This is a genomic window from Niveispirillum sp. GW835-FHT14G11 (assembly GCF_058793615.1).
Genome location: NZ_JBXAFZ010000001.1, coordinates 285,699 through 309,572, shown reverse-complemented (window position 1 = coordinate 309,572; position 23,874 = coordinate 285,699). Strand labels below are relative to the sequence as shown.

Below are 23,874 nucleotides of genomic sequence, written 5' to 3'. Positions count from 1 at the left end.
CCCCAGCACAGCGGATATCGCCATGCATCGCCAATCACTGCGCCCGCGGCCCGACTGGAAAGCACGGATGGAGGCGCTGGGGTTCAATTTCCACACCATCCCGACGGAGGAGGACCCCAGCGGTCTCTACTGGGATGAAAGCGCCTGCTGGGTGTTCAGCGAGGCGGAGATCGATCTGGTGGACGATGCCTCTGTCGAACTGCACAAGATGTGCATGGCGGCGGCCAAACGCATCGTCGATGAACGGCTCTATCCGCTGCTGAACATCCCCGCCCATGCCATCCCCGCCATTGAGGCCTCCTGGCAGCGCCATCAGCAAGGACAGGAATTCTCCCTCTATGGCCGGTTCGATCTGGCCTTTGGCGGGGCCGGTCATGGTGACGGCATGCCCAAGCTGCTGGAATATAATGCCGATACGCCCACCGGCCTGTATGAGGCCGCGGTGGCGCAATGGGCCTGGCTGGAGGAGGTGTTCCCGCAGGGGGACCAGTTCAATTCCCTCCATGAGGGGTTGGTCGAGCAATGGAAGGCCCTGCTGCGCGCCGACCGTCTGCTGGCCGAGAACAGTGACCGGCGCGGGGAATGGGAGGCCGGGCGCGCCCTGCACCTGACCTGCGCCATGCCGCATGCGGAGGATGAGGGCACGCTGCGCTATCTCCAGGACACGGCCATCGAGGCCGGGCTGGCCACCAAGAGCATTGCCCTGTCGGATATCGGCTGGACCGAGGAACAGGACCACCTGAACCGCAGCCGCCGCAATTATTTCACCGACCTGGAGGAGCAGGAGATCAAATGCCTGTTCAAACTGACGCCGTGGGAATGGCTGGTGGCCGATGATTTCGGCAGCAACCTGCTGGACCTGACGGCGCGCAACGCGATCCGGGTGGTGGAACCGACCTGGAAGATGCTGCTGTCCAACAAGGGGCTGCTGGCGATCTTGTGGGAAATGTACCCGCACCATCCCTATCTGGTGGAGGCGCATTTCGACCGCCGCGCCTTCGCCGCCGGGGCCAAGGTGGTGGCCAAGCCGCTGCTGGGCCGGGAGGGGGCCAATATCAGCGTCGTCACCATGGGCCCCGATGGCCGCCCCACCACGCGCGAACTGGATGTGGCCGGGCCTTATGGCGAGGAAGGCTATGTCTATCAGGCCTGGTCACCCGTGGTGACGGCCCGCGCGCCGGATGCGCGCGGCGTGATGCGCGATCACCATGCCGTCATCGGTTCCTGGATGGTCGGCGATGTCTGCCGCGGCATCGGTATCCGTGAGGACAGCAGCGCCGTCACCCGCGACACCTCCCGCTTCGTGCCGCACCGGTTTGAGTAAACAGCGCTACAGCAGATCCCGCAGGATGGGAATCAGGGGGATGTCGGCCGGCGGCATGGGATAATCGCCCATGCGCACCGGCTTGACCCAGGCAAGCTGCTGGCCTTCCAGCGGCGTCGGCGTGCCCTTCCAGACCCGTGCGGCATAGAGGGGCATCAGCAGGTGGAAGTCGTCATAGCTATGGCTGGCAAAGGCGATGGGGGCGAGGCAGCTTTCGGCCGTATCGATCCCCAGTTCCTCCTTCAGCTCCCGCACCAGGGCCGCTTCCGGGGTCTCACCCGCATCGACCTTGCCGCCGGGAAATTCCCACAGGCCGGCCATGGATTTGCCGGGCGGGCGCTGGGCCAGCAGGACGCGGCCGTCGGCATCGACCAGGGCCACGGCGGCCACCAGTACTGTGCGCACCGGCCCTTTCCGGGCCGGTTCCTGCCAGCAAGGCGTGTCGCCGCCGCTCACGACCGGTAGCTGCCATTGATGTCGATATAGCCGTGGGTCAGGTCGCAGGTCCAGACCGTGGCCTTGCCCGACCCCAGGCCGATATCCACCTCGAACAGGATTTCCTGGCCCTTCATATGGGCCACGACCGGCGTCTCGTCATAGCCCGGGACCTCCATGCCGTTGGCGCAGATCTGCACGCCGCCGGCAGAGATGACCAGCAGGTCGCGGTCGGCGCGCTCGCCGGCCCGGCCCACGGCGGCGACGATGCGGCCCCAGTTGGCATCCTCGCCGGCCACGGCGGTCTTCACCAGAGGGGAATTGGCGATGGTCAGGGCAATGCGCCTGGCGGCGGCATCGCTGTCGGCGCCCGTCACACGGATTTCCACGAACTTGGTCGCCCCCTCGCCATCACGCACGATCTGCTTGGCCAGGTCCAGGCAGACATCGTCCAGCGCCTGGGCGAAGGCGGCTAGGCGCGGATCATCCGTCCGCTCGATCGCCGCATGGGCGGCCTTGCGGGTGGCGCAGAGGACCAGCGTGTCGGAGGTCGAGGTGTCGCCATCCACGGTGATGGAATTGAAGCTGCGGTCGGTGGCCGACGACAGGGCCGCCTGCAACGGGGCCGGGGCGATATTGGCGTCGGTGAAGACATAGGCCAGCATCGTCGCCATGTCGGGCGCGATCATGCCGCTGCCCTTGGCGAAGCCGGCGACGGTGACGGTGACGCCATCGATGGTGGCCGTGGCCGACGCGCCCTTGGGGAAGGTGTCGGTGGTCATGATGGCGCGGGCCGCCACCTCCCACGCCTCACCCTCCGCCGGCGCCAGCTTGGTGAAGGCTTCCGGTAGGGAGCGGGATATCAGGTCGGCCGGCATGGGCTGCCCGATGACGCCGGTGGAAGCGGGGAAAATCTCCGACGGCTTGCAGCCGACCAGGGCAACGGCGGCGTCGATGGTGGCGTCCACGAACGCCTCGCCAGCCTTGCCGGTAAACGCGTTGGAATTGCCGGCATTGACCACCAGCGCCCGCACCGACCCGCCAGCCAGGTTGGCGCGGCAGCGATGCACAGGCGCCGAGGCGGTCAGCGATCGGGTCAGCACGGCCGCCACACTGGCCCCCTCATCCAGCACCGCCACCATCACGTCGTCGCGCGGCGTCTTGTATCGGATGCCGGCGCGATGGCCGGCCAGACGCACGCCCGCGACGGGCGGCAACGACGGGAAGGAGGGGGGGGCGAGCGGGGAGATAGCGGTCGCCATGGGGCGGGCTCCGGTTGCCAGGGGATTGTTCTTGCGCATCAAGCCGATGCGGGGCCACCGGGTCAAGTGCAGCTTCGATGACAAATACCCGACCCCATCCGCCTCCCCTAAAGTTCCAGCACCACACGCCCGTCCACCTGCCCCTCGCGCAGGCGGTTCAGCACCGCGTTCACATTATCCAGCCTGTCGACGGAGACGGTGGCCTTCACCTTGCCCTCGCCCGCGAACATCAGTGCCTCGGCCAGATCGGCGCGGGTGCCGACGATGGAGCCGCGGATGGTGATGCGGTTCAGCACCATGTCGAAGATGGGCACGGGAAACTCGCCGGGCGGCAGACCGACCAGGGCGACGGTGCCGTGGCGGCGGGTCATGCCGATGGCCTGGGCGAAGGCCGGGCGGCTGACGGCGGTGACCAGCACGCCATGCGCGCCGCCGATGGTGGATTGTATCTCCTTCACCGGGTCGGTCTTCAGCGCGTTGACCACCAGATCGGCACCCAGGCTTTTCGCCAGCGCCAGCTTGCTGTCGGCCACATCGACGGCGGCGACATGCAGGCCCATCACCTTGGCATATTGGACCGCCACATGGCCCAGGCCGCCGATACCGCTGATCACCACCCACTGGCCGGGGCGGGCATCCGTCTCCTTCAGGCCCTTATAAACGGTGACGCCGGCGCACAGGATGGGGGCGATGTCGGTGAAGCCGGCATTGGCCGGCAGGTGGCCCACGAAATCCGGGTCGGCCAGCACATATTCGGCATAGCCGCCATTGACGGAATAGCCCGTGTTCTGCTGCGCTGTGCACAGCGTCTCCCAGCCTGTCAGGCAATGTTCGCAATGACCGCAGGCGGTGTAGAGCCAGGGCACACCCACCCGGTCACCCTCACGCACAGAGGTGACACCCGCACCGGCGGCCACCACGGTGCCCACCCCCTCATGCCCCGGAATGAAGGGCAGCGGCGGCTTGACGGGCCAGTCACCATCGGCGGCGTGCAGGTCGGTATGGCAAACGCCCGACGCCGCGATCTTGACCAGGATCTGGCCGGGTCCCGGCCGGGGCACCGCCACCTCCTCCAGCCGGAGCGGGGCACCATAGGCGTGAACGACGGCGGCCTTCATCTTCTGCGGCAGCATGGCATCGGTCCTTCCAGATCACGGGAGCGGGCGGGAGTACCCGCCTTCATGGCCGTGAACGGTAAGACAACGCCTGAGGCCCGCCCATGATCCAGGTCAAGGGGGCAGTTGGTTGTTAAACCACCGCCCCCTCTCCCAGCTCGCGCATCCGCCAATGCGCGGGCCCCGCCGGCATCTCCGCACCCCATGCAGGACGCGGTGCCATGCGGCGGAAACGGGTATGCTGCTGGTCGGCCGGCCTTTGCGCGATGCGCAGCACCGACGTGCCGACCTCGCCACAGCCCAGGCAGGTGAACAGCCGGCTGAACTCCGCCACGGGCCAGTCATGCCCATGCCGGCGCACCAGCAGGTCGGTGCGCCAATGGCACTCCTCCCCGCAGCAGACGCAATGCATCTCGAAATCATGGCCGCGGAAATTCGCCAGGCCAACATTGCCCTTCAGGGCGCTGTGTCGGATTGCCGGTCGCATCACACGCTCCTTTGCTCAATCGATGTTCCGTTCTTGTTCTTATATAATGTTCTTATTTTGTTCTCAAGCGGATTCATCACCCCTTGCACGGGACCCTTGATGCGGTGATAAGCGGAGGGGAAATCTGACAACGCTATCAGAGCAGCGGCTACGGGAGGAATCATGGGCGGGAACTGGATGCGTGGCATGGCGGGGGCCCTGGCCCTGCTGCTGGGAACGGCCACGGGGGCATTCGGCGGGGCCAATCCGCCTGTGCCCGACACGCAGATCGCGGTGCAGCTTTTCAGCCTGCATAAGGATCTGGCCCGCGATGCCGCCGGCACGCTGAAGGCGCTGCGGGCCAGCGGCGTCACCCAGGTGGAAGCGTTCAACACGCTGGGCCTGACACCGGCCGCGTTCAAGGCGCTGCTGGACCAGGCCGGACTGACGGCTTCGGGCACCCATGTCTCGCTGAAGGATCTGCGCGAGAATGTGCCGGGCATCATCGAGACGGCAAAGATCGTCGGTTACCGCTATGTCGGCGTGGCCTGGCTGAAGCCTCAGGGTGTGGGCGCCGACCAGGGCATCGGCCCGGCGGAGATTGATGCGGCCATCGCCGCCTACCAGTCCGCCTGTCCGGCCCTGAAGGCCGCCGGATTGCGCGTCATGTACCATCTGCACGGGTACGAGTTCGCCGCCGACGGCGCGGGCACGTTGCTGGACCGGCTGCTGGCGGGGCTGGACCCGGTCTGTGTCGAGCTGCAAATGGATGTGTTCTGGGTGCTGAAGGCCGGGGTCGATCCCGTCGCCCTGCTGGACAAGCTTGGGGGGCGGGTGAAGCTGCTGCATGTCAAGGACATGGCGCCGGGATCGACCTCAGGCGAATTCACCGGTTCCGCCCGGCCCGGCGATTTCGCCCCGATCGGCAGCGGCAGCGTCGATTGGACCGCGCTGCTGGCCGCCGCACGCAAAGCCGGCGTGGACTGGTACGTGCTGGAGGACGAATCGCCGACGCCGATGACGCATCTGGCGACGTCGCTGGCCTGGCTGAAAGGGAAGTGATGCCGAACCGCCGGGGGATGGAGTTGTATCCCCGGCAACCTCGTTATTTCTTCAACCCGATCTCGCGCAGGCGCTGGTCCAGGAACTCACCCGCCGTCAGTTCGGCCGAAAGACGCACGTCGGGGCGGGGGTGCAGGAACATGGGCATGGAGTAGCGCGGCACATTATGTTCGGGCGGCGGGTTCACCACCCGGTGCGGCGTGGCAGGGATATAGTTGTTCGAAGCCAGCTTCAGCATGTCGCCGCCATTGACGGCGATCATGCCGGCATCGCACGGCACATCATACCATGTGCCGGCCGTGTCCTGGGCCTGCAGCCCAGGCTCGCTGCCCGTCACCAGCAGGGTGATCAGGTTGATATCCTCATGCGCGGCGGCGCGCACGGCGCCCGGCTCGTACCCCTCGCCCACGGGCGGGTAATGCAGAACGCGGAACAGGGTACTGGTCGATCCATCCATCATGCTGGGCAGCGGCTCATAGAACGCGTCGCGCACATTGGCCGGCACATTGTCCTGGATCCAGGTCAGCAGCGTGGACCCCATGGACAGCAGGTCGGCATACATGCGGTCCGTTGCCTCCTTCACCTGCGGCGGCAGGCGGCGGTTCGGATAGACATGATAGAATTCCTTCAGGTCCTTCAAGGCGCTGCCCTTGGCATTCTCCGACTTGAAGGGGAAGAAGCCGTCCTGGATTTCCGGATCGAACGTATAGTCGAACTTGCCGTCCCAGGCGAAGAAGCCGGACCAGACCTTGTACAGTTCCTTGATCAGGCCGGTGTCGATCGGATGGTTGCGCAGGACGGCGAAGCCCGTCTCATGCATGGAACGCACGAACTGCCGGGCGGCATCCGGTGCGGCGAAATCCACGGTGGCGATATTGAACATGGTGCTTGCCTTCAAGGCTGGCGGTTCTTGTGCATGGTTGGTCTTCTATCATCACGCCCACGGGCGCGTCGTCAATAGCCGGCCCCTTGCCCGGAGCCGGTCCGCCCCCTATGGTGCGGCGCGACATCTCCTTTGGAAACGGCAGCCGACCCCATGCGCTCCAAGCCCCTGCGTTTCCTGGCCGGGCCCGAGGCCATGGCCCGCATCCGCCGCGACGGGTTGCACGAGGATCTGTTCGATGTGGTGGCGGGTGCCAGCGGTGGGGCCAAGTGGCTGTCGCTGACCCGGCTGGACCAGGCGATGTTCGGCCGCTGGTTCCGGCATCGCGAGCGCCCGTTGCATATGGTGGGCAGTTCCATCGGCACCTGGCGTTTCGTCTGTCTGGCGCAAGGGGATCCGGTGGCGGCCGCCAGGCGGTTCGAGACGGCCTATCTGGACTATGCAGTGGAATCCACCGTTACCATAGCGGAGTTGACGGAGCATTGCCGGGAGTTCCTGCGCCTGATCTTTGGCGCGGACGGGATCGGCCATGTCCTGTCCCATCCCTTCATGCGCCAGTCGATTCTGGCCGTGCGCGGGCGGGGACCGATGGGGCCGCGTGCCGGCAAGGTGGGGCTGGGCATGGGGCTGGGGGCGGCCGGCATCGCCAACCTGGCCAGCCGGCGCAGCCTGCCGCTGTTCTTCGAGCGTACCGTCCTGCATGACAGGCGCGACGCCCCGCCCTTCGACCTATCGACCGGATTTCCTACCCAGGCCGTGCCGCTGACCGCCGGTAATCTGGTGCCGGCCCTGATGGCATCCAGCGCCGTGCCTTTCGTCTTCGAAGGGGTGGTCGATCCGGAAGGGGCGCGGCCCGGCCTCTATATGGATGGCGGGATCATGGATTATCACCTGGACATGGCATTCACGCCGCCGGGCCTGGTGCTCTATCCGCATTTCAGCCATCGCGTCGTGCCGGGCTGGTTCGACAAGGCCCTGCCCTGGCGTCGGGCGCGGGCGGACAGCCTGTCGCGCATGCTTGTACTCTGCCCATCGGTGGAATTCGTGCGGGCCCTGCCTTTCGGCAAGATTCCCGATCGCGGTGATTTCAAACGTATGGATACAGCAACCCGTCAGAAATACTGGCGCACAGCCGTGGAGGAGACTGACAGGCTCGCCGATTGCTGGCTGGATGCAGTGGAGAAGGACCGGGTTCCCGACCTTCTGGAGCCACTGACCCCTTGAAAATTTGCCTGGCTCGCCGGCCCTGACCTTTCGGTTAGGTTGCGGTCAAAATCAGCACGACTAATGCATAATGCAACGTTATTTGAAAAATGCAATGTGCAATCCGTGATTTTGCATTATGCAATATGTCAATAGAACGTAAACACACCCGGATTGCGGCAGATTCCCTCAACTTTTAGGGTCTGCACCCACTTGGCATCCGGCCTGCAATCCTTGGTTCCCATGAAGGCGACAACGCCTCACCCAATGAACCGACGGAGCCCCCCATGACCAAGTTCTTCGCCAAGACCGCCGCTGCCGCCCTGATCGCCGCCGCCATCGCCGCCCCCGCCTTGGCCCAGAACGCGTCCGGCACCATTCAGCTGAAGGGCAATGTCGCGCTGTCCTGCACCATCGCCGTCCAGGACCTGGGTCAGTCCCTGGCCCTGAAGACCGGTGAGACGAACAAGACCGTCGGCTCCGTCACCGAGAACTGCAATTCCGGCACCGGCTATAAGATCACCTTGGCATCGGCGAACGCCGGCAAGCTGAAGTCCGGCAACTTCACCATCAACTACAACATCGCCTACGACACGTTCACCGGCGCGCTGACCAGCCAGGCCGTGGTAGACCGCGCCAACGCGCAGTTCAACAAGAAGTCCGACCTGAAGGTCACCGTCGCCGCTTCCGATCAGTACATTGCCGGCGACTATGCCGACACCGTGACGGTCACCATCGCCGCCAAGTAAGCAGCGGCCCGCCCAAAGGGGCAGACGCATGCCGTCGGGCAGTACAGCCTGCACCCCCGTCTGGATAACCGGGCGGGGGCTTTTTAATTCCGAAGGTGACCACGCCGCCCTGATCGCCTATATCCACGGGCTTCGGGTGTGATGTGAACGGGTCCCCTTCCTTGTCGGATTTTGAAACCAGATTTGGCGAACCCCTTGCCAAGGTGATGCTGCGGTTCGACGAACTGCGCGACGCACTGGCGTCCGGCGTCATGGCCGGTGACGCCTTCGTCAAGGCCAGCCAGGAATATGCCGAGTTGGAACCGGTCGCCGCCGCCATCGCCGAGATGCGCCGCGCCCATGCCGACATGGGCGAGCTGGAGGCCATGGCTGATGGCGACGATGCCGAGATGCGCGATCTGGCGGCCGACGAACTGGCCGAGGCCAGGCGCCGCCTGCCCGATCTGGAACGCCGTATCCTGCTGGCTTTGCTGCCCAAGGATGAGGCCGACGAGCGCAACGCCATCCTGGAGGTGCGCGCCGGCACCGGCGGGGACGAGGCCGCTTTGTTCGCGGCCGAACTGTTCGAGATGTATAAACGCTACGCCGCCGCCCAAGGCTGGCGGTTCGAGACCATGGATGTCAGCGAGACGGGTATCGGCGGCTATAAGGAGGCCAGCGCCACCATCACCGGGCGCAGCGTGTTCCGCCGGCTGAAATTCGAATCGGGTGTCCACCGGGTGCAGCGCGTACCGGCGACCGAGACGCAGGGCCGCATCCACACCTCGGCCGCCACGGTCGCCGTGCTGCCGGAGGCGGAGGAGGTGGATATCCATATCGATGAGCGCGACCTGCGCATCGATGTCTTCCGCTCCTCCGGCCCTGGGGGGCAGTCGGTAAACACCACCGACAGTGCCGTCCGCATCACCCACCTGCCCACCGGCATCGTGGTCAGCCAGCAGGATGAGAAAAGCCAGCACAAGAACAAGGCCAAGGCCCTGAAAGTGCTGCGTGCCCGCCTGTATGAGGCGGAGCGCCAACGCCTGGCCGATGCGCGCGCCGCCGACCGCAAGAGCCAGGTGGGATCGGGCGACCGGTCGGAACGCATCCGCACCTACAATTTCCCCCAGGGTCGTATCACCGACCATCGCATCAACCTGACGCTTTATGGTAAGATTGATCGGTTCATGGCCGGCGAGATGGATGAAGTCATCGACGCCCTGATCGCCCAGGAAGAGGCGGAAAGATTGGCCGAACTGCAATGACGCCTTAAAGGCGCCATTGCATGCACTGAAGAATGTTGGCGGGCCCCACGATAAGAATGGCGGAGGAAACCCGATGTCCAACCCAGTCAATCCGGCCAATCCCGGCACACCGCCGGATTTCTTCACCCGTTTTCCCATGCGCGAGGTGATCAGCCCCGACCTGGATGCCGTGCTGGCGGAGGTTGAGGCCCCGCCGCTTTCGATCCTTTTCCTGTGGGGGCGCGACTGCCCCAACTGCGACATCGCCAAACATGCCATCCTGTCGGCACCGCCACGCTTCCTCTGGCCGGAGGTGCGCTGGCTGCACGACAATGTCTATGACGACATGGAAATGGCCAATCGCTTCAGCCTGCACGGCATCCCGGTCTTCTTCGTCTTCCGGGGCAAGCGGCTGATCGGCAAGATGACGAGCTGGCCTGGCATCGGTGATTTCACCAATGTCATTGCCGGCCAGATCGCCGCCTTGCCGGGATATCACCCGCCGCAGGGCAAGCCGAAGCTGACCCTGGTGAAGGGCTGAGATTTAATTCTGGCCCCATGTCGGGACCGCCCTTCCTGCCCCGTCCTTGGCATATCGGGGCCGGGAACGGCCCTTCATGACCGGCAGATGAAGGAGAGCGACATGCGGGTGATGGTGATCGTGAAGGCCACGGTGGACAGCGAACAGGGCAACCTGCCCTCCATGGAAATGCTGACAGCCATGGGCGCTTTCAACGAGGAACTGACCAAGGCCGGCATCATGTTGGCTGGGGATGGGCTCAAGCCCTCCTCCCAGGGTTATCGCGTCGCCTTCGATGGGGCCGACCGCCGTGTCAGCAGCGGGCCGTTCGCCGCCACCTCCGAACTGGTGGCCGGCTTCTGGCTCTGGCAGGTGAAGGACATGGACGAAGCGATCGCCTGGGTGAAGCGGTGCCCCAACCCCATGCCCGGTCCCAGCGAGATCGAGATCCGGCCGCTCTATGAGGAAGCGGATTTCATGTAAGGTTTGGCCCCGCCAAATGCGGCAGGCCGGCGTTCTACCGTTGCTCCGTCCGCTTGCGCTCGGCCGCCATGCGGCCGAACACCGGCTGGGCGTTGGGGGCAAGGACGCGCTGGCGTTCACGCGCCTTGGCACGGACGGCGTTGGCATAGATCTGCTTGGATGCCTCCACCATATGCACCCCGGCAAAGGCCCGGAACCAGCGATGGCCTGCCTCCTCCACCGCCGGCGCGCTGGCCAGCAGGAAGCGTCGGCGGGTGGGGGGTAGGAACAGGGCGCATTCCTCCCGCTCCGGCACGAACATGTTGGCTTTCAGCGTGCCACGCAGCTGGCTGGGGGAGAAGGGGCTGCCCAGGCCGAAGGGTGTGCTGTCGAACCGGGCCCAGATGCCGCGCCGGTTGGGCACCACGGCAATCAGCCGGCCGCCGCCCGCCAGCACCCGCCAGATCTCCCGCATCAGGGGCCGCATTTCCTCGGTACATTCCAGACCATGGACCAGCAGCACCCGGTCGATCGACATGTCGGGGAAGGGCAATTCCGCCTCATCCGCCAGGGTCACCCGGCCCGGCCCTTCAGGCGGCCAGGAGATCACGCCCTGGCTGGCCGGCATCACCGCCATCACCCGCTCCGCCTCCTCCTGGAACATGGTCAGGTAGGGCGTGGCATAGCCGATGCCGAGCACGCGCTGTCCCGATAGGTCGGGCCACAGCTCGCGGATGCGGCGGCGGATCAGACGGCGCACCACCTGTCCGGTGCTGCTGCGATAGAATTCGCGAAGATCAAGGACGTCGCTGTACATGCCGGCCAGGATATCATGGCCGGCCGGACGGTGCATGGGAAAGAAAGGCAAAAGAAAAGCCGGCCGTGCTTGGCACGCCGGCTGTAGATGATCATCCCCGGATCGGCGAGACACGTCCAGGGTTCCATCCCGGTAGAGTGGCGGTCGCCCGCAGCACCTCACGGCAAGGCGGACAATACGCCAAAGCCCCCCCGCCGCCAGCCATGAATGCTGTTGCCTTCCGTCATTTGCGCCTCAAGTAACATTTCTGCAACATAGTGCGGCGCAACGGGCACGCTCCCGCCGATACGCCATCCTTCCATTCCGCCGACAATCCATTACACTTGATGTAAATGCCGGGTGAATGGTCATGCGTTGGTCGCATGGCACGGGGGATGGTTGATGGCGCAAGCCCAAAGGCTGCTGTTGGCAAATCTGGTGTTGGCCCTGGCCTATGCGGTCACGGGCTGGCTGGGCCTTAAGGTACCGTTCGCGGGAGAGGCTGTTACGCTGATATGGCCGCCCACGGGCATCGCCTTTGCCGCCCTCTGGCGCGGTGGGCCCCTGCTTTTGCCGGGGGTGTTCGCGGGCGCCGCCGGCCTGAACCTGTTGATATTCGGCAATCCGGTCTTCGCCCTGCCTGTGGGCATGGGCAATTGCCTGCCGGCCCTTGCCGCTTGGGCCCTGCTGCGCCAGGTACGCGGGGCCAAGCCCTTGTTCGACGGGCCGGGGGGACTGTTCGCCTTCCTGACCGTTCCCGTGCTGCTGACCCCGATGCTGAGCGCCACGATCGGCGTGCTGGCCGCCCTGGCCGGCGGCGCCGAACTGCGGGAAAGCCCCCTCAGCGCCTGGACCAGCTGGTGGGTGGGCGATGCCATGGGGGTGCTGCTGGTGGCCCCGCCGCTGATCCTGATGGCGGCCCCCGGCGCCACGGCGCTGCTGCGCCGCCGCTGGGCCACGGCCCTGGGGCTGGTGGCCGGCGGTGCGCTGCTGCTGACAGCCATGGCGTTGCTGGAACCGCTCTGGCTGCGTGAGGTGGGGCGTCTGGCCCTGTTCTGCCTGATCCTGACGGCGGGGCTGAGGCTGGGGCTGCTGGGAACGGCATTTTATACGCTGCTGGTGGCGACCGGCCTGATCCTGTTGACGGCACACGGGTTGGGACCGTTCGCGGCAGCCGACTACCATGCCAGCTTCGCCACATTGCTGGCCGCCTTGTCCATCCTGGCCGTGACCGGGCTGGTGCTGGCCACGGTGATGGCCACGCTCCGCCGGGTGATGTTGGCGGAACGCGAGGCACGGCATCAGGCGGAGCAGGCCCTGACTCGCCTCTGCCAGACTCAAGACAATCTGGTGCAGGCGGAAAAGATGGCGTCGCTGGGCCGTCTGGTCGCCGGTATTGCGCATGAGGTGGCCACGCCGGTGGGCACCGCGCTCGCCGCTTCCACCCGGCTGGCCAATGACACGCGCGGGATCGAGCAGGCCCTGTCGGGCGGCACGCTGCGCCGTGAACAAATGAACGAATATATCGACGCCACCTCGCTGGCGGCCCGCATCCTGCAATCCAACATGGAACGCGCGGCACGGCTGATCGAGAGCTTCAAGCATGTAGCGGTGGACCGCACGCGCCAGGACCGCAGACGCTTCGATCTGGCCGGCTATCTGGAAGAGGTGGTAATCTCGCTCCGGCCGCAGACCCGCAAAACGCCGCACGCCATCGCGCTCACCGGCGCCACCCGCCTGCCGGTCGACACCTATCCCGACGCCGTGGCGCAACTGGTCACCAACCTGCTGGTCAATGCCGTCACCCATGCCTTTCCCGACGGGCGGCAGGGCCGGGTGGAGGTGGATCTGCGTGCCGATGCCGCCGGCTTGGTCGAACTACGCGTCAAGGATAATGGCTGCGGCATCGACCGGGAACAGCTGGACCGCGTGTTCGAGCCCTTCTTCACCACACGCCGGGAACGCGGCGGCAGCGGCCTGGGCCTCTATCTGGCCTATAATCAGGTGTCACAGAAACTGGGCGGCAGCCTGACGGTGGAAAGCGCCACCGGCCAGGGCACCTGCTTCCTGGCCCGTTTTCCGGCAGTGGCGCCGCCGGTCACGGATATGGGCACCACCACCGTCCCACCCGCCCCCATCGACCTGGCCGCCAAGCGCCGCAGCGCCTGACGACCGCGGCCCCCCTGCTTACGGGTCCAGGAATTCCCGCACCTTGGCAACCGTGGTCGCGGGGTCTTCCTCCTGCGGCATGTGGCCCAGGCCGGGGAAACTGACCAGGACCGTGTTCGGCAATGCCGCCTGGAACTTCGCCGGCGTGGTGGCGAAGGAGACCAGCCAATCCTTCTCCCCCCAGACAAGCAGGGTCGGGGCCTGGATGGTGCGCAATGTCTGCGTCGGGTCCTGGATCATATAGGCGGATGCGCGCAGCAGCCGGGCCTGTCGAACGCCGGGCGACAGCCAGGACTGATAGTAATTGTCCAGCATCGCGGCGGTGAACCGGGTCGGATCACCATACAGGGAGCCGATCATGGTCCGCACCGCATCCCGCTTCAGCGAATAGGGCAGCACCTTCATGGCGACGGGCAGTTCGACCTTCTGGCCAAAACCGATCCCCGGCAAGGGAAAGCCGCCGGGCGCCACCAGGACCAGCTTCTCCACCCGGTCCGGGTTTGACGCCGCGAAGTGCCAGGCGATCTGCCCGCCCAGCGAATTGCCGGCCAGTACGGCCCGTTCAACCTTCAGCGTATCCAGCAGCGCTTTCAACTGTGCCGCGTCGCGTTCCGGGCTATAGATGCCGGCCGGGTCCGGCCCGGTCAGCCCGTGACCGGCCAGATCATAGCGGATGACGCGGTGATCCCTGGACAGGTCGGCGGCCCAACCGTCCCAGCTTTGCAGCATGGAGGCGTTGCCATGGATCAGGACGATCACCGGTGCCGCTTCCGGCCCCTCCTGGCGGACATGGAAGCGCACACCGTCCACCTCCACGAAATCCGTGGGCGCCCGGGCGAACCGCGCCTCAGCCGCCGCGCGCGACAAGTCGGGCGTCCAGGCCCACCAGGCGAAACCGCCGACGCCGGCAACCACCAGCAGCAGGACGGCCAGAAGAATCTTTCCCAACAGGCGCATTGTTCCCCCCAAAGCGATCTGATTATGCTTGGGACAGAGCATGGGCAAAGCCGGCGCGTCGGGCAAGCCAAATGAAAACCGAATCAATGTTCATATCGATGGGTGGGCTTGACGGGCGTCCCCGCTTGGCGCAAAGCCTGCCGCGCCTTTCCCGCTGAACCGGATGTCCCCCCATGCCCCGTCCCGTCATCGCCATCGATGGTCCCGCCGCGTCGGGCAAGGGCACGCTGGCCCGCAAGGTGGCCCACGCCCTGGGCTTTGCCTTGCTGGACACCGGCGCGCTCTATCGTGGCGTGGCGCTGACCATGATCCGGGCCGGGGCGGACCTGGGCGATGGGGATGCCGCCACGGCAACGGCCCGCGCCCTGACCGCGGCCGATATCGACCGGCTGACCCATGACCCGGCCCTGCGCCTGGATGAGACGGCGGTGGGCGCCTCGCGCGTGTCGGCCGTGCCCGGTGTGCGCCAGGCATTGCTGGATTTCCAGCGCGGCTTTGCCGCCAACCCGCCGGGCGGGGCGCCGGGTGCCGTGCTGGACGGGCGCGACATCGGCACCGTGATCTGCCCCGACGCGCCGGTGAAACTGTTCATCACGGCCAGCGTGGCGGTGCGGGCCAAGCGGCGTTTCGCGGAGTTGCAGGGACGCGGGGAGAGCCCGGATTTCGCCGACGTCCTGGCCGATATGCAGGCCCGCGACGACCGCGACACCAAGCGCGCCGTCGCACCGCTGGTGCCCGCCGCCGACGCGGTGATCATCGACAATTCGGACATGTCGCCGCAACAGGTGCTGCAAACGGCGTTGGAGATCGCGCGCGCGAAGCTTCCCGCCTGACACCCATGCGCGGTGCGCCGCGGAAACGCAGGCATTTATCCGACTCTATCGGTTGCGGGCGGGGCCTATCGCGGCTATAAGACCCGCCTGTCCCGAAGGACATGAAGGATCGTAACGCGAGCGGACGACCGCCAGGGGAAACCCGGGGCGCGTCGATGCCCGCGTTTTTGCTTGGGTAAAACGTCCTCGCCGGTGCCAACGCGCTGGTGTCCCCCATGGCCTTCAACTGGTTTTCCTGCCCGGCATTCCGCCGAAGGGGACCGGCCACTTCGGGATGGGCCCGTCCGGGCGACCGGGCGGGAGCAGTACCAAAGCCGCCGGACGTGGTGTCCGGCGCGGCGGTGACAAGGCTTCGCGGCCGGCTCGGGCGTGCCGGAAACGAGGGGCGGCGTCACCGTTGTCTTCAACCCGAAACAGTTTGCCCATTGGAGTTCAAATGGCACAGGTTTCCGCCGCGAAGGAAAGCTTCGCCGCTCTGCTTGAAGAGTCCTTCGGTTCCGCCGACAGCCTGGAAGGCACCGTCGTCAAGGGCCGCATCCTCAGCATCGACAATGACCAGGTCCTGATCGATGTCGGCCTGAAGTCCGAGGGCCGCGTCGCCCTGAAGGAATTCGCCGTTCCCGGTCAGCCGATCGAGCTGAAGGCTGGCGATACCGTCGAAGTTTACCTGGAGCGCATGGAAGACAAGAACGGTGAAGCCGTTCTGTCGCGTGAAAAGGCCAAGCGCGAGGAAGCCTGGACCCTGCTGGAAAAGTCCTTCACGGACCAGTCCCGCGTCACCGGCATCATCTTCGGCCGCGTCAAGGGTGGCTTCACCGTCGATCTGAATGGCGCCGTGGCCTTCCTGCCGGGCAGCCAGGTCGATATCCGTCCGGTGCGCGACATCGCCCCGCTGATGGGCACGCCGCAGCCGTTCCAGATCCTGAAGATGGACCGCTCGCGCGGCAACATCGTCGTCTCCCGCCGCGCCGTGCTGGAAGAAAGCCGTGCGGAAGCCCGTTCCGAGCTGGTCGCCTCCCTCAAGGAAGGCCAGATCCTGCAGGGCGTGGTCAAGAACATCACCGATTACGGTGCGTTCGTGGATCTGGGTGGCGTTGACGGCCTGCTGCACGTCACCGACATCGCCTGGCGCCGCATCAACCACCCGTCGGAAGCCCTGCAGATCGGCCAGACCGTCACGGTCCAGGTCATCCGCTTCAACCCGGAGACCCAGCGCATCAGCCTCGGCATGAAGCAGCTCGAGGCCGATCCGTGGGAGGGCGTGGAAGCCAAGTACCCGCCGCAGGCCAAGTTCAAGGGCCGCGTCACCAACATCACCGACTACGGCGCCTTCGTGGAGCTGGAGCCGGGTATCGAAGGTCTGGTGCACGTCTCCGAGATGAGCTGGACCAAGAAGAACGTCCATCCGGGCAAGATCGTTTCCACCTCTCAGGAAGTGGAAGTGATGGTGCTGGACGTGGATCCGGTGAAGCGCCGCATCTCGCTGGGTCTGAAGCAGACCATGCAGAACCCCTGGGAGGCCTTCGTCGAGAAGTTCCCCGGCGGCACCGAGCTGGAAGGCGAAGTCAAGAACATCACCGAATTCGGTCTGTTCGTGGGTCTGCCGGGCGACATCGACGGTATGGTGCACCTGTCCGATCTGGACTGGAACACCCCCGGCGAGACCGCCATCCAGAACTACAAGAAGGGCGATCAGGTCAAGGTCAAGGTCCTGGACGTCGATGTCGAGAAGGAGCGTATCTCGCTCGGCATCAAGCAGCTGGCCGGCGACCCGTTCGAGCAGGCCGCTGCCGGCGTGAAGAAGGGCGAGGTCGTCACCTGCACCGTCACCCAGATCACCGAAGGCGGGATCGAAGTGGAAGTGGGCGAAGGCTTCACCGGCTTCATCCGCAAGTCCGACCTGTCGCGCGAGCGTTCGGAGCAGCGCCCCGACCGCTTCGCCGTGGGCGAGAAGGTTGACGCCAAGGTCACGCAGATCGATCGCGGTTCCCGCAAGATCGGCCTGTCGATCAAGGCCAAGGAAGTCGAGGAAGAGAAGTCCGCGATGCAGGAGTATGGCTCCTCCGACTCGGGCGCTTCGCTGGGCGACATCCTGGGTGCGGCCCTGAAGCGCAAGCAGCTGAACGACTGATCCGGCAACGGATCGGCCTGTTTTGCAGGGCTGAGTTAAGCGAAGGCCGCCGGGGCAACCCGGCGGCCTTTTGCTGTTGGACGATCTGCGCCAAAGTCAGGCTTCCATCGAAGCACCAGGGAGGAAAGGGTGGAGAAGATCGCACCCATTCTGAAGGATGAGAACAACGAACTGCCCGTGCCTCACGCTTGGCGGGGCCCCCTGCGCGACATTGTCGAACTGATCAGGGACAGAAAGGCCGATGCGGCGATCACCCCCTCGGGAATCGAGGCAATTACCGAAGAGGATATGGCCAGTTTCAGCACGTATATTGGACGCTATGGCGAAGGTGACCTTATCAGCCTGCCGCAAAAGACATGGGAGACATCCGTCTATCGATGGATGAAGGGTTACTGGATCGTCCTGGTCGATCTATTCCTTGAGGGCGACAATCGAAGCGACATGGTCCTGTTCGTGAAAATAGTCGAATATGGGCAATCCTACCGCTTCACAGTCGACTCACTTCACGTCCCTTGAGATGGACCATTGGCGGTCCACCTGTCACCCAATCAGCATGTAGCCATTGCCGTCCACCAGGCCATAGGTCACTGCCACCTGGCTGGCCGACAGGCCGGTCAGGGTGACGCTGGCATCGATGGTACCGTCGCCTGTCAGATCCAGGTGCCAGGTGACGCCCTGATAGCCGGTGGCGCCGCCGGTCGTGGTCTGCACGATGCGGCTGGTGCCATCCTGCCAACCCCAGACGGTGACCTGCTCGCTGTCGGTGCGGTCGAAATCGGTGATGGTGCTCCATACGGTGCGCGCCTGGGCACCGTTACTGCCGCGCCCATCCACGAAGAACCGATCCTGGCCCTGGCTGCCGGTCAGGAAGTTGGACCCTGCCCCGCCATCGATGATGTCATTGCCGGCCGCACCATCAACAGCATCGCTGCCTTCGATGGCATTGATCAGGTCGTTGCCGCTGGTACCGACCACGATATCATCCGCTGTACGCCCCGTGACCTTCCACTGCAGGCCGAAGCTGCCATCCGCCGTGTCCGGGGTCACGACGCTGCCATTCATCAGCATCTGACGGGCGACATCGCGCACCGGGGTCAGGGCGGCGTTGGCGATGGCATAATGCCCGTCGATCTCGGCCCGCAATGCAGCGGCATAGGCCGTGCCCAGTACCTCCATCCGCACGTCGCCGATATAGGCGGCGCTGGACAGGATCGCGCTGCGGAACTGCGTGAAGCTCATCGACTGCACGGTGGTGCCCACCAGCAGGTCCCAATGCTCGATGATGTTTTCGGGCGTCTGCCAGTCCAGGAACAGGACGCTGCGGCCCGTCGCCGCCTCGTTCATCAGCAGATGGCGGCCATCGATCTGGACGATCTGGTTGATGGAGACGTTGATCGGCTTGTCGACCCAGCGATCCGCCGGATCATTGCCGTTCTCCAGGATGATCACCGTATCCATCAGCCCGGCTTCCACCGAGTAGGAGTCGGAGCCGGTACCGCCGATCAGGATGGTGCCCCGCTGATAGAGGCCGCCGACCAGGGTGTCGTTACCACCGCGCCCGACCAGCCGCTGGTCAAGGCCGTTCGCGCGCAACGTATCGGCGGCCTCGGTTCCCTGGATATCGGCCATAATCTTGTAAACCTCTTGTGTCGTTGAAGATTCGCCAGAATTCTATTTATTCTCGATCCTAATTCAACCCAGAGGATATGCCATATCGCAGCACCGTGAAAAAGCCCTCTCTTCCATCGATCCGCAACCGGGGGGAAATTTCATGCCGATGTCACACCCATCGGATGGGCACGGAAAAGGCCGCCGGATCGCGCCGGCGGCCTGACACACATCCTCTTCAAACAGGTCCAGGGATCAGACCTGACGGCCCGTGCCGTCTGTGCTGGCGAACACTGAATGCAGGAACCAAAGGATGAAGGTGGCCAGCAGCATGAAGCCGCCCCACTGACGGCTGACCGTCATGACACCACCAGCCGCAGCCAGGGCCGCGATATAAAAAAGCAGGGATTTTTTCATCGTAAAGGGCTTTCCGTGCAAGCGCACCTGACAAGCGGCAAGGCCAATCGGCCGCCGCAGTGACGCGCGCATCTATCGATCAGGGTGGATCAGGCGGAAAGCCGGGCGGGCGGGCCGGTCGGCATGCGGGCACCGTGGCCCACGCGGGGATGGGGGAAACCGTCGCCCGTGCGCGCATAGACGACCCGGAGGGCCGTTGATGACGGCGGGGACAGCGGAGAAACGAAACGGTCGCCAGGGGTGGGAACGTCGCCTCCGCCACCGGCCATGTCGGGCTTCGCGGGCGCCTGTCCCTGCTGAAGCGTGACGATGGGGCCATCGGCCAGGGCCGTACGCAACCCGCTGCCGCCGGCGGTGATGCTGTCACGGGACCGGCTTGCCTCTTCGCCAGACAGGCCCCAGCCTGCCGCGGCGCCGGTCAAGGCCAGTAGCGACAGCAGCAGCAGCGCCTTTATCCGATCCGACCATTGACCAAGACGTCCGCGCAGGCGCGGTGTCGGCTGGTCGGGAACGGGGGCGCAATGATCGGTCATGGGGCCAAGGTGGGATGCAGCAAGGCAGGGTGCAAGGGGAAAACGGCGGATTTCACGCCGATCGTGCCATGGCGATGCCCTGCTGCAACGCCTGGGCCATGCGTTCGGCCTTGTCGCGCAGCAAAGCCGACGCCGGGGGCGTGAACAGCCTGTCCGCCGTCTCCGTAAACAGCGAAAGCCAGCGCTGGAAATGCGCTGTCTCCAGCCCCGGAATGCCGGCATGAACCTGCATGGGCCGGCCGCCATAGCGACCCGTGCCCATGGTCACCGACGACCAGAAATCATGCACACGGCGCAGATGGGCGGCCCATTCATCATCCCCGTCGCCCACCATGGCGTGGAAGACCGGGCCCAACAGCGGGTCCAGACGGACCGTGGCGTAGAATTCCACGATCAGGGCGGCCAGGCTGCCATCATCGATGCGGGAATAGGGAGGATCAGGGTCGCTCATGCTCCTGACCTTACCTTCAACACGAAGGACGCAGGCTTGTTCGCGCGGACGGTTTGCGTTGCGCCTGCTGCTTGCCTTACACTCTGTGCAACAAACAAACGGATGCATCCATGCCTCGCGGCGATCTCTTCTCCCCGCTCGACCCTTTCCAGACCGGCCGACTGAAGGTTGATGATCTTCACACGATCTATTGGGAACAGAGCGGCCATCCCGATGGCGTGCCGGTGCTGTTCCTGCATGGCGGGCCCGGGGCCGGTGCCTCGCCCACCCATCGCCGCTTCTTCGACCCCACCTTCTATCGCATCATCATCCTGGACCAGCGTGGCGCCGGCCGGTCCACGCCGTTGGGAGAACTGCGCGACAATGACATCCCGCACCTCGTGGGCGACCTGGAAGCGTTGCGCGCCCATCTGGGCATCGACCGCTGGATGGTGTTCGGGGGGTCGTGGGGTTCCACCCTGTCCATCGCCTATGCCGAGGCGCATCCCGACCGGGTGATCGGCCTGATATTGCGGGGCATCTTCCTGATGCGCCGGTCGGAAATCGACTGGTTCCTTCATGGCATGAAGCAGATTTTCCCGGAGGCCTGGGCGCATTTCAACGCCTATATCCCGGCCGCGGAACGGGACGACCTGCTGGAGGCCTATTGGAAGCGGCTGACCCACCCCGACCCGCATGTGCATCTGCCGGCAGCACGGGTATGGAGCATGTATGAAGGCTCCTGCTCCACCTTGATGCCCAGCCCGGAACTGGTCTCCGCCTCCGGCGAGGATACGCATGCCCTGGGTCTGGCCCGGATCGAGGCGCATTATTTCCGCAATAACGGCCTGGACCCGGAAGACAAGCTGCTGCGCGACATCCGCAACGTGCGGCACATCCCCGCCGTCATCATCCAGGGCCGCTACGATATCGTCTGCCCCATCCGTACCGCCGACGAACTGCACCGCGCCTGGCCGGAAGCCGATTACATCGTGGTACCCGATGCCGGGCACAGCGCCATGGAACCAGGGGTGCGCACCGCCCTGGTCCAGGCGACAGAGCGCTTCAAGACATTGCGTTGAGATTGCCGGGCCGGATCGTGTAGCGAACATAGGGATCCGCATCGCCCGCCACCTTGTCATAAAGGATGCGGGCGCGGGCATTGTCGGTTTCCGTGTGCCAGTAGACGCGGCCCCAGCCCTCTGCGCCCCCCATCTCGACCAGCCGGCTGATCAGGGCGCGACCCACACCCTGGCCACGCGCCGCCTGCGCCGTGAACAGGTCCTCCAGATAGCAGAGCAGTTGCGTCGACCAGGTGTGGGGATGCAGCACATAGTGACAAAGCCCCAGCAACCGCCCTTCCCCGCCGGTCGCCACCAGCCCGTTGACGGGGGAGACGGGGTCCAGGATGCGGCACCACAGCGTTTCCGTCACCCGTTCCGGCACCCCCACCTTGTAGAAGGCGCAATAGGCATCCCACAGCGCCCGCCATTCGGCCCGGTCCGCGGCCGTGATCGGCCGCACGCTCACGTCACCCGTCATCATCGGTTTCCCTGGTGATCTCCTGCCACCGGATATCGCATCGGTGGCAGGCCCTGTCCATGCAGCACATGTCGATAGTGCGGATGTGGTGACAATTTTCCCCGTGATCACAAGAACCTGCCGTCAAGAAGGCGGCGGCTTCCCCTTGTCAGGCCCCCTTGGCCTGTGGCACAGCTTTGGCATGGCCGGCGGAACGGCGGCGACGGATCGGAACGGCGCATGCGGACCCTTTTTCACCATCCCCTCTCCCCCTTCTCGCGCAAGGTGCGGGTGGCGCTGGCTGAAAAACGCCTGGATTTCGACCTGGCGCTGGAAAAGCCCTGGGAACGGCGGGAGGAGTTCATGCTGATGAACCCCGCCGGTGAGGTGCCGGTGCTGGTGGAGGCCGATGGCGCCACCATCGCCGAGCAGGGGGCGATCTGCGAATATCTGGAGGATGCCTATCCGGCGATCACGCTGCTGGGCAGCGACGTGGCGCTGCGCGCCGAGGTGCGCCGGCTGGTCGGCTGGTTCGACGTGAAGTTCAAGGCAGAGGTGACCGACATGCTGGTGGGGGAGAAGCTGTTCAAGCGCTTCTCCGGCCAGGGCACGCCCCAGGCGCAGTCGATCCGCGCCGGCCTGGCCAACATCCACTATCATCTGGATTATATCGGCTGGCTCTGCGACCGGCGCACCTGGCTGGCCGGTGACCAGTTCAGCTGGGCCGACATCGCCGCCGCCGCCCAGCTCTCCTCCATCGACTATCTGGGCGACGTGCCCTGGGATGATCATCCCGAGGCCAAGAATTTCTATGCCCGCATGAAAAGCCGGCCCAGCTTCCGCCCCATCCTGACCGATCACCAGCCGGGCCTGCCGCCGCCCAAGCATTACGCCGACCTGGATTTCTGATCCTTTCCGCAATCTCGTCTCAATTCAGCCGCAACCCAGGGGCTAGGATGCAGGCGGGGCGTTACCCGTTTTGAACGAAGTGGAGAAATCAGATGCGCCGGTCGTTGGTCCCCCTTATCGTTGCCGGTCTGCTGGCCGCCGCTGTTCCGGCCGTCGCGGCCCAGACCATGGCCCCGCCCCCCGTCACGGACACCGTGTCCCTCAACCTGTCGGGTGAGGAATGGGTAAAAACGGAGACGGCCCTGGTCACCCTGGTGGTCGATATGGCCGGCAACGGCAATGGCGGCACCGTGCGCAATGATGTGCTGAAGGCTGTGGCCGGCATTGCCGACAAGGCCGAATGGCGCATCATCGCCATGAACCCCCAATATGACAGCGCCGGACTGGAACGCTGGCAGGCGCAGTTACAGGCCCGCCTGCCGGAAGGCCAACTGGCCGCCTTGGGTGATCGCGCCAAGAAGGCCAGCAAGCCCGGGCAGCAGGTGCGCGTCGACACTATCGCCTTCGACCCCACCCTCGCGGAGATGGAGGCCACCCGCGGCACCCTGCGCACCAAGCTCTACGCCCAGGTGGATGCCGAGCTGAAGCGCCTGAACGCCGCCTTTCCCGGCCGCACCTATCGCGTCGGCAAGATCGAGTTCTTCGACATGCAGAATGTCGCGGTCAGTGCCTATCGCGCCAAGGCGGAAATGGCGGTCTCCGCCCCGCCGGCACCCATGGCCGATGCGATGCCCGGCGTGCAGGACAAGCTGACGATGAGTGCCCGCGTCACCCTGTCGGTCTTCGCCCCGCAACCATGAGTTTCCGGCCGCCGGCGCGAACCACACCGGTGTTGGGGGGGGGGTGGATTTTGTTGCCGCCCCCGT

General features: G+C 65.3%; 26 protein-coding genes. 14 read left to right on the top strand and 12 right to left on the bottom strand.

The genetic code is table 11. From position 1 onward, the window contains the following. Positions 1-22: 22 nt before the first annotated feature. Entirely contained in the window at positions 23-1,324 is a 1,302-nt protein-coding gene (locus AC1Q7F_RS01485) for a glutathionylspermidine synthase family protein (RefSeq protein ID WP_492503074.1), read from the top strand. 6 nt (positions 1,325-1,330) lie between these two features. Here AC1Q7F_RS01485 and AC1Q7F_RS01480 read toward each other — a convergent pair whose 3' ends face one another. The 4 genes from AC1Q7F_RS01480 to AC1Q7F_RS01465 all read right to left on the bottom strand — a co-directional run bounded on the left by AC1Q7F_RS01480 (position 1,331) and on the right by AC1Q7F_RS01465 (position 4,623). Continuing rightward, positions 1,331-1,729 carry a (deoxy)nucleoside triphosphate pyrophosphohydrolase gene (locus tag AC1Q7F_RS01480; protein ID WP_492503072.1) on the bottom strand — a complete coding sequence of 133 codons (399 nt, stop codon included), beginning with the start codon at positions 1,727-1,729 and terminating at the stop codon, positions 1,331-1,333. 47 nt (positions 1,730-1,776) lie between these two features. After that, positions 1,777-3,021 (bottom strand): bifunctional glutamate N-acetyltransferase/amino-acid acetyltransferase ArgJ, encoded by a 1,245-nt coding sequence (gene argJ, locus AC1Q7F_RS01475; RefSeq protein ID WP_492503070.1) that lies wholly within the window; start codon positions 3,019-3,021, stop codon positions 1,777-1,779. Between the two features lie 107 nt (positions 3,022-3,128). Further along, on the bottom strand, positions 3,129-4,154 hold the full coding sequence (adhP, locus tag AC1Q7F_RS01470) for an alcohol dehydrogenase AdhP (RefSeq protein WP_492503068.1): 1,026 nt from the start codon (positions 4,152-4,154) through the stop codon (positions 3,129-3,131). A gap of 115 nt (positions 4,155-4,269) precedes the next feature. Then, positions 4,270-4,623, bottom strand: a complete 354-nt coding sequence (locus AC1Q7F_RS01465) for a hypothetical protein (protein WP_492503066.1) — start codon at positions 4,621-4,623, stop codon at positions 4,270-4,272. A 162-nt stretch (positions 4,624-4,785) separates the two neighbouring features. Here AC1Q7F_RS01465 and AC1Q7F_RS01460 point away from each other — a divergent pair, with 162 nt between their 5' ends. After that, positions 4,786-5,664, top strand: a complete 879-nt coding sequence (locus AC1Q7F_RS01460; RefSeq protein ID WP_492503064.1) for a sugar phosphate isomerase/epimerase family protein — start codon at positions 4,786-4,788, stop codon at positions 5,662-5,664. Between the two features lie 43 nt (positions 5,665-5,707). Here the strand turns inward: AC1Q7F_RS01460 and AC1Q7F_RS01455 are convergent, their stop codons facing one another. Continuing rightward, positions 5,708-6,547 (bottom strand): isopenicillin N synthase family dioxygenase, encoded by an 840-nt coding sequence (locus AC1Q7F_RS01455; protein ID WP_492503062.1) that lies wholly within the window; start codon positions 6,545-6,547, stop codon positions 5,708-5,710. Positions 6,548-6,700: 153 nt separating this feature from the next. Between AC1Q7F_RS01455 and AC1Q7F_RS01450 the strand changes: the two genes are divergently transcribed. From AC1Q7F_RS01450 to AC1Q7F_RS01430, 5 genes are all read left to right on the top strand, one after another. Continuing rightward, positions 6,701-7,771 carry a patatin-like phospholipase family protein gene (locus AC1Q7F_RS01450; RefSeq protein ID WP_492503060.1) on the top strand — a complete coding sequence of 357 codons (1,071 nt, stop codon included), beginning with the start codon at positions 6,701-6,703 and terminating at the stop codon, positions 7,769-7,771. 266 nt (positions 7,772-8,037) lie between these two features. Beyond that, entirely contained in the window at positions 8,038-8,499 is a 462-nt protein-coding gene (locus tag AC1Q7F_RS01445) for a spore coat protein U domain-containing protein (RefSeq protein WP_492503058.1), read from the top strand. Positions 8,500-8,660: 161 nt separating this feature from the next. Then, on the top strand, positions 8,661-9,743 hold the full coding sequence (gene prfA / locus AC1Q7F_RS01440; protein ID WP_492503056.1) for a peptide chain release factor 1: 1,083 nt from the start codon (positions 8,661-8,663) through the stop codon (positions 9,741-9,743). 73 nt (positions 9,744-9,816) lie between these two features. Continuing rightward, the gene (locus AC1Q7F_RS01435; RefSeq protein WP_492503054.1) at positions 9,817-10,263 is read left to right on the top strand and encodes a thioredoxin domain-containing protein; all 447 of its coding nucleotides are present in this window, start codon (positions 9,817-9,819) and stop codon (positions 10,261-10,263) included. A gap of 87 nt (positions 10,264-10,350) precedes the next feature. Then, a complete protein-coding gene (locus AC1Q7F_RS01430) occupies positions 10,351-10,725 on the top strand; it encodes a YciI family protein (RefSeq protein ID WP_492503052.1) in 375 nt (124 codons plus the stop codon). A 34-nt stretch (positions 10,726-10,759) separates the two neighbouring features. Here AC1Q7F_RS01430 and AC1Q7F_RS01425 read toward each other — a convergent pair whose 3' ends face one another. After that, positions 10,760-11,557: a methyltransferase domain-containing protein gene (locus AC1Q7F_RS01425; RefSeq protein ID WP_492503050.1), complete on the bottom strand. Its 798-nt coding sequence runs from the start codon at positions 11,555-11,557 to the stop codon at positions 10,760-10,762. Positions 11,558-11,902: 345 nt separating this feature from the next. On the opposite strand from AC1Q7F_RS01425, the gene AC1Q7F_RS01420 reads away from it, so the two are divergent. Next, the gene (locus AC1Q7F_RS01420) at positions 11,903-13,669 is read left to right on the top strand and encodes an ATP-binding protein (protein ID WP_492503048.1); all 1,767 of its coding nucleotides are present in this window, start codon (positions 11,903-11,905) and stop codon (positions 13,667-13,669) included. 18 nt (positions 13,670-13,687) lie between these two features. Here the strand turns inward: AC1Q7F_RS01420 and AC1Q7F_RS01415 are convergent, their stop codons facing one another. After that, positions 13,688-14,617, bottom strand: coding sequence for an alpha/beta fold hydrolase (locus AC1Q7F_RS01415; RefSeq protein ID WP_492503046.1), 930 nt, complete (start codon positions 14,615-14,617; stop codon positions 13,688-13,690). Between the two features lie 182 nt (positions 14,618-14,799). Here AC1Q7F_RS01415 and cmk point away from each other — a divergent pair, with 182 nt between their 5' ends. The 3 genes from cmk to AC1Q7F_RS01400 all read left to right on the top strand — a co-directional run bounded on the left by cmk (position 14,800) and on the right by AC1Q7F_RS01400 (position 18,106). Then, on the top strand, positions 14,800-15,459 hold the full coding sequence (gene cmk, locus AC1Q7F_RS01410; protein WP_492503044.1) for a (d)CMP kinase: 660 nt from the start codon (positions 14,800-14,802) through the stop codon (positions 15,457-15,459). A 436-nt stretch (positions 15,460-15,895) separates the two neighbouring features. Beyond that, positions 15,896-17,590 carry a 30S ribosomal protein S1 gene (rpsA, locus tag AC1Q7F_RS01405; protein ID WP_492503042.1) on the top strand — a complete coding sequence of 565 codons (1,695 nt, stop codon included), beginning with the start codon at positions 15,896-15,898 and terminating at the stop codon, positions 17,588-17,590. Positions 17,591-17,719: 129 nt separating this feature from the next. Then, a complete protein-coding gene (locus AC1Q7F_RS01400; protein ID WP_492503040.1) occupies positions 17,720-18,106 on the top strand; it encodes a DUF7668 domain-containing protein in 387 nt (128 codons plus the stop codon). Positions 18,107-18,130: 24 nt separating this feature from the next. Here AC1Q7F_RS01400 and AC1Q7F_RS01395 read toward each other — a convergent pair whose 3' ends face one another. The 4 genes from AC1Q7F_RS01395 to AC1Q7F_RS01380 form a co-directional block, all read right to left on the bottom strand. Beyond that, on the bottom strand, positions 18,131-19,219 hold the full coding sequence (locus AC1Q7F_RS01395) for a hypothetical protein (protein WP_492503038.1): 1,089 nt from the start codon (positions 19,217-19,219) through the stop codon (positions 18,131-18,133). A gap of 234 nt (positions 19,220-19,453) precedes the next feature. Next, positions 19,454-19,687 (bottom strand): hypothetical protein, encoded by a 234-nt coding sequence (locus tag AC1Q7F_RS01390; protein ID WP_492503036.1) that lies wholly within the window; start codon positions 19,685-19,687, stop codon positions 19,454-19,456. 17 nt (positions 19,688-19,704) lie between these two features. Beyond that, positions 19,705-20,148: a hypothetical protein gene (locus AC1Q7F_RS01385; protein WP_492503034.1), complete on the bottom strand. Its 444-nt coding sequence runs from the start codon at positions 20,146-20,148 to the stop codon at positions 19,705-19,707. Between the two features lie 52 nt (positions 20,149-20,200). Further along, positions 20,201-20,599 (bottom strand): group III truncated hemoglobin, encoded by a 399-nt coding sequence (locus tag AC1Q7F_RS01380; RefSeq protein ID WP_492503032.1) that lies wholly within the window; start codon positions 20,597-20,599, stop codon positions 20,201-20,203. Positions 20,600-20,709: 110 nt separating this feature from the next. On the opposite strand from AC1Q7F_RS01380, the gene pip reads away from it, so the two are divergent. Then, positions 20,710-21,660, top strand: coding sequence for a prolyl aminopeptidase (gene pip / locus AC1Q7F_RS01375; protein WP_492503030.1), 951 nt, complete (start codon positions 20,710-20,712; stop codon positions 21,658-21,660). Here the strand turns inward: pip and AC1Q7F_RS01370 are convergent. Beyond that, the gene (locus AC1Q7F_RS01370) at positions 21,644-22,120 is read right to left on the bottom strand and encodes a GNAT family N-acetyltransferase (RefSeq protein ID WP_492503028.1); all 477 of its coding nucleotides are present in this window, start codon (positions 22,118-22,120) and stop codon (positions 21,644-21,646) included. The two genes, pip and AC1Q7F_RS01370, sit on opposite strands and share 17 nt — an antisense overlap. Before the next feature lie 219 nt (positions 22,121-22,339). On the opposite strand from AC1Q7F_RS01370, the gene AC1Q7F_RS01365 reads away from it, so the two are divergent. Together AC1Q7F_RS01365 and AC1Q7F_RS01360 are read left to right on the top strand one after the other, a co-directional pair. Next, positions 22,340-23,008 carry a glutathione S-transferase family protein gene (locus AC1Q7F_RS01365; protein ID WP_492503026.1) on the top strand — a complete coding sequence of 223 codons (669 nt, stop codon included), beginning with the start codon at positions 22,340-22,342 and terminating at the stop codon, positions 23,006-23,008. 92 nt (positions 23,009-23,100) lie between these two features. Further along, the gene (locus AC1Q7F_RS01360; RefSeq protein ID WP_492503024.1) at positions 23,101-23,808 is read left to right on the top strand and encodes a hypothetical protein; all 708 of its coding nucleotides are present in this window, start codon (positions 23,101-23,103) and stop codon (positions 23,806-23,808) included. Positions 23,809-23,874 lie beyond the last annotated feature (66 nt).

Coding starts and splice junctions, on each gene's coding strand:
- AC1Q7F_RS01485 (WP_492503074.1), top strand. CDS start 23: ATGCATCGCCAATCACTGCGCCCGCGGCCCGACTGGAAAGCACGGATG.
- argJ (WP_492503070.1), bottom strand. CDS start 3,021: ATGGCGACCGCTATCTCCCCGCTCGCCCCCCCCTCCTTCCCGTCGTTG.
- adhP (WP_492503068.1), bottom strand. CDS start 4,154: ATGCTGCCGCAGAAGATGAAGGCCGCCGTCGTTCACGCCTATGGTGCC.
- AC1Q7F_RS01465 (WP_492503066.1), bottom strand. CDS start 4,623: ATGCGACCGGCAATCCGACACAGCGCCCTGAAGGGCAATGTTGGCCTG.
- AC1Q7F_RS01460 (WP_492503064.1), top strand. CDS start 4,786: ATGGGCGGGAACTGGATGCGTGGCATGGCGGGGGCCCTGGCCCTGCTG.
- AC1Q7F_RS01455 (WP_492503062.1), bottom strand. CDS start 6,547: ATGTTCAATATCGCCACCGTGGATTTCGCCGCACCGGATGCCGCCCGG.
- AC1Q7F_RS01450 (WP_492503060.1), top strand. CDS start 6,701: ATGCGCTCCAAGCCCCTGCGTTTCCTGGCCGGGCCCGAGGCCATGGCC.
- AC1Q7F_RS01445 (WP_492503058.1), top strand. CDS start 8,038: ATGACCAAGTTCTTCGCCAAGACCGCCGCTGCCGCCCTGATCGCCGCC.
- AC1Q7F_RS01435 (WP_492503054.1), top strand. CDS start 9,817: ATGTCCAACCCAGTCAATCCGGCCAATCCCGGCACACCGCCGGATTTC.
- AC1Q7F_RS01430 (WP_492503052.1), top strand. CDS start 10,351: ATGAAGGAGAGCGACATGCGGGTGATGGTGATCGTGAAGGCCACGGTG.
- AC1Q7F_RS01425 (WP_492503050.1), bottom strand. CDS start 11,557: ATGCACCGTCCGGCCGGCCATGATATCCTGGCCGGCATGTACAGCGAC.
- AC1Q7F_RS01420 (WP_492503048.1), top strand. CDS start 11,903: ATGGCGCAAGCCCAAAGGCTGCTGTTGGCAAATCTGGTGTTGGCCCTG.
- cmk (WP_492503044.1), top strand. CDS start 14,800: ATGCCCCGTCCCGTCATCGCCATCGATGGTCCCGCCGCGTCGGGCAAG.
- rpsA (WP_492503042.1), top strand. CDS start 15,896: ATGGCACAGGTTTCCGCCGCGAAGGAAAGCTTCGCCGCTCTGCTTGAA.
- AC1Q7F_RS01395 (WP_492503038.1), bottom strand. CDS start 19,219: ATGGCCGATATCCAGGGAACCGAGGCCGCCGATACGTTGCGCGCGAAC.
- AC1Q7F_RS01390 (WP_492503036.1), bottom strand. CDS start 19,687: ATGCGCGCGTCACTGCGGCGGCCGATTGGCCTTGCCGCTTGTCAGGTG.
- AC1Q7F_RS01385 (WP_492503034.1), bottom strand. CDS start 20,148: ATGACCGATCATTGCGCCCCCGTTCCCGACCAGCCGACACCGCGCCTG.
- AC1Q7F_RS01380 (WP_492503032.1), bottom strand. CDS start 20,599: ATGAGCGACCCTGATCCTCCCTATTCCCGCATCGATGATGGCAGCCTG.
- pip (WP_492503030.1), top strand. CDS start 20,710: ATGCCTCGCGGCGATCTCTTCTCCCCGCTCGACCCTTTCCAGACCGGC.
- AC1Q7F_RS01370 (WP_492503028.1), bottom strand. CDS start 22,120: ATGACGGGTGACGTGAGCGTGCGGCCGATCACGGCCGCGGACCGGGCC.
- AC1Q7F_RS01365 (WP_492503026.1), top strand. CDS start 22,340: ATGCGGACCCTTTTTCACCATCCCCTCTCCCCCTTCTCGCGCAAGGTG.
- AC1Q7F_RS01360 (WP_492503024.1), top strand. CDS start 23,101: ATGCGCCGGTCGTTGGTCCCCCTTATCGTTGCCGGTCTGCTGGCCGCC.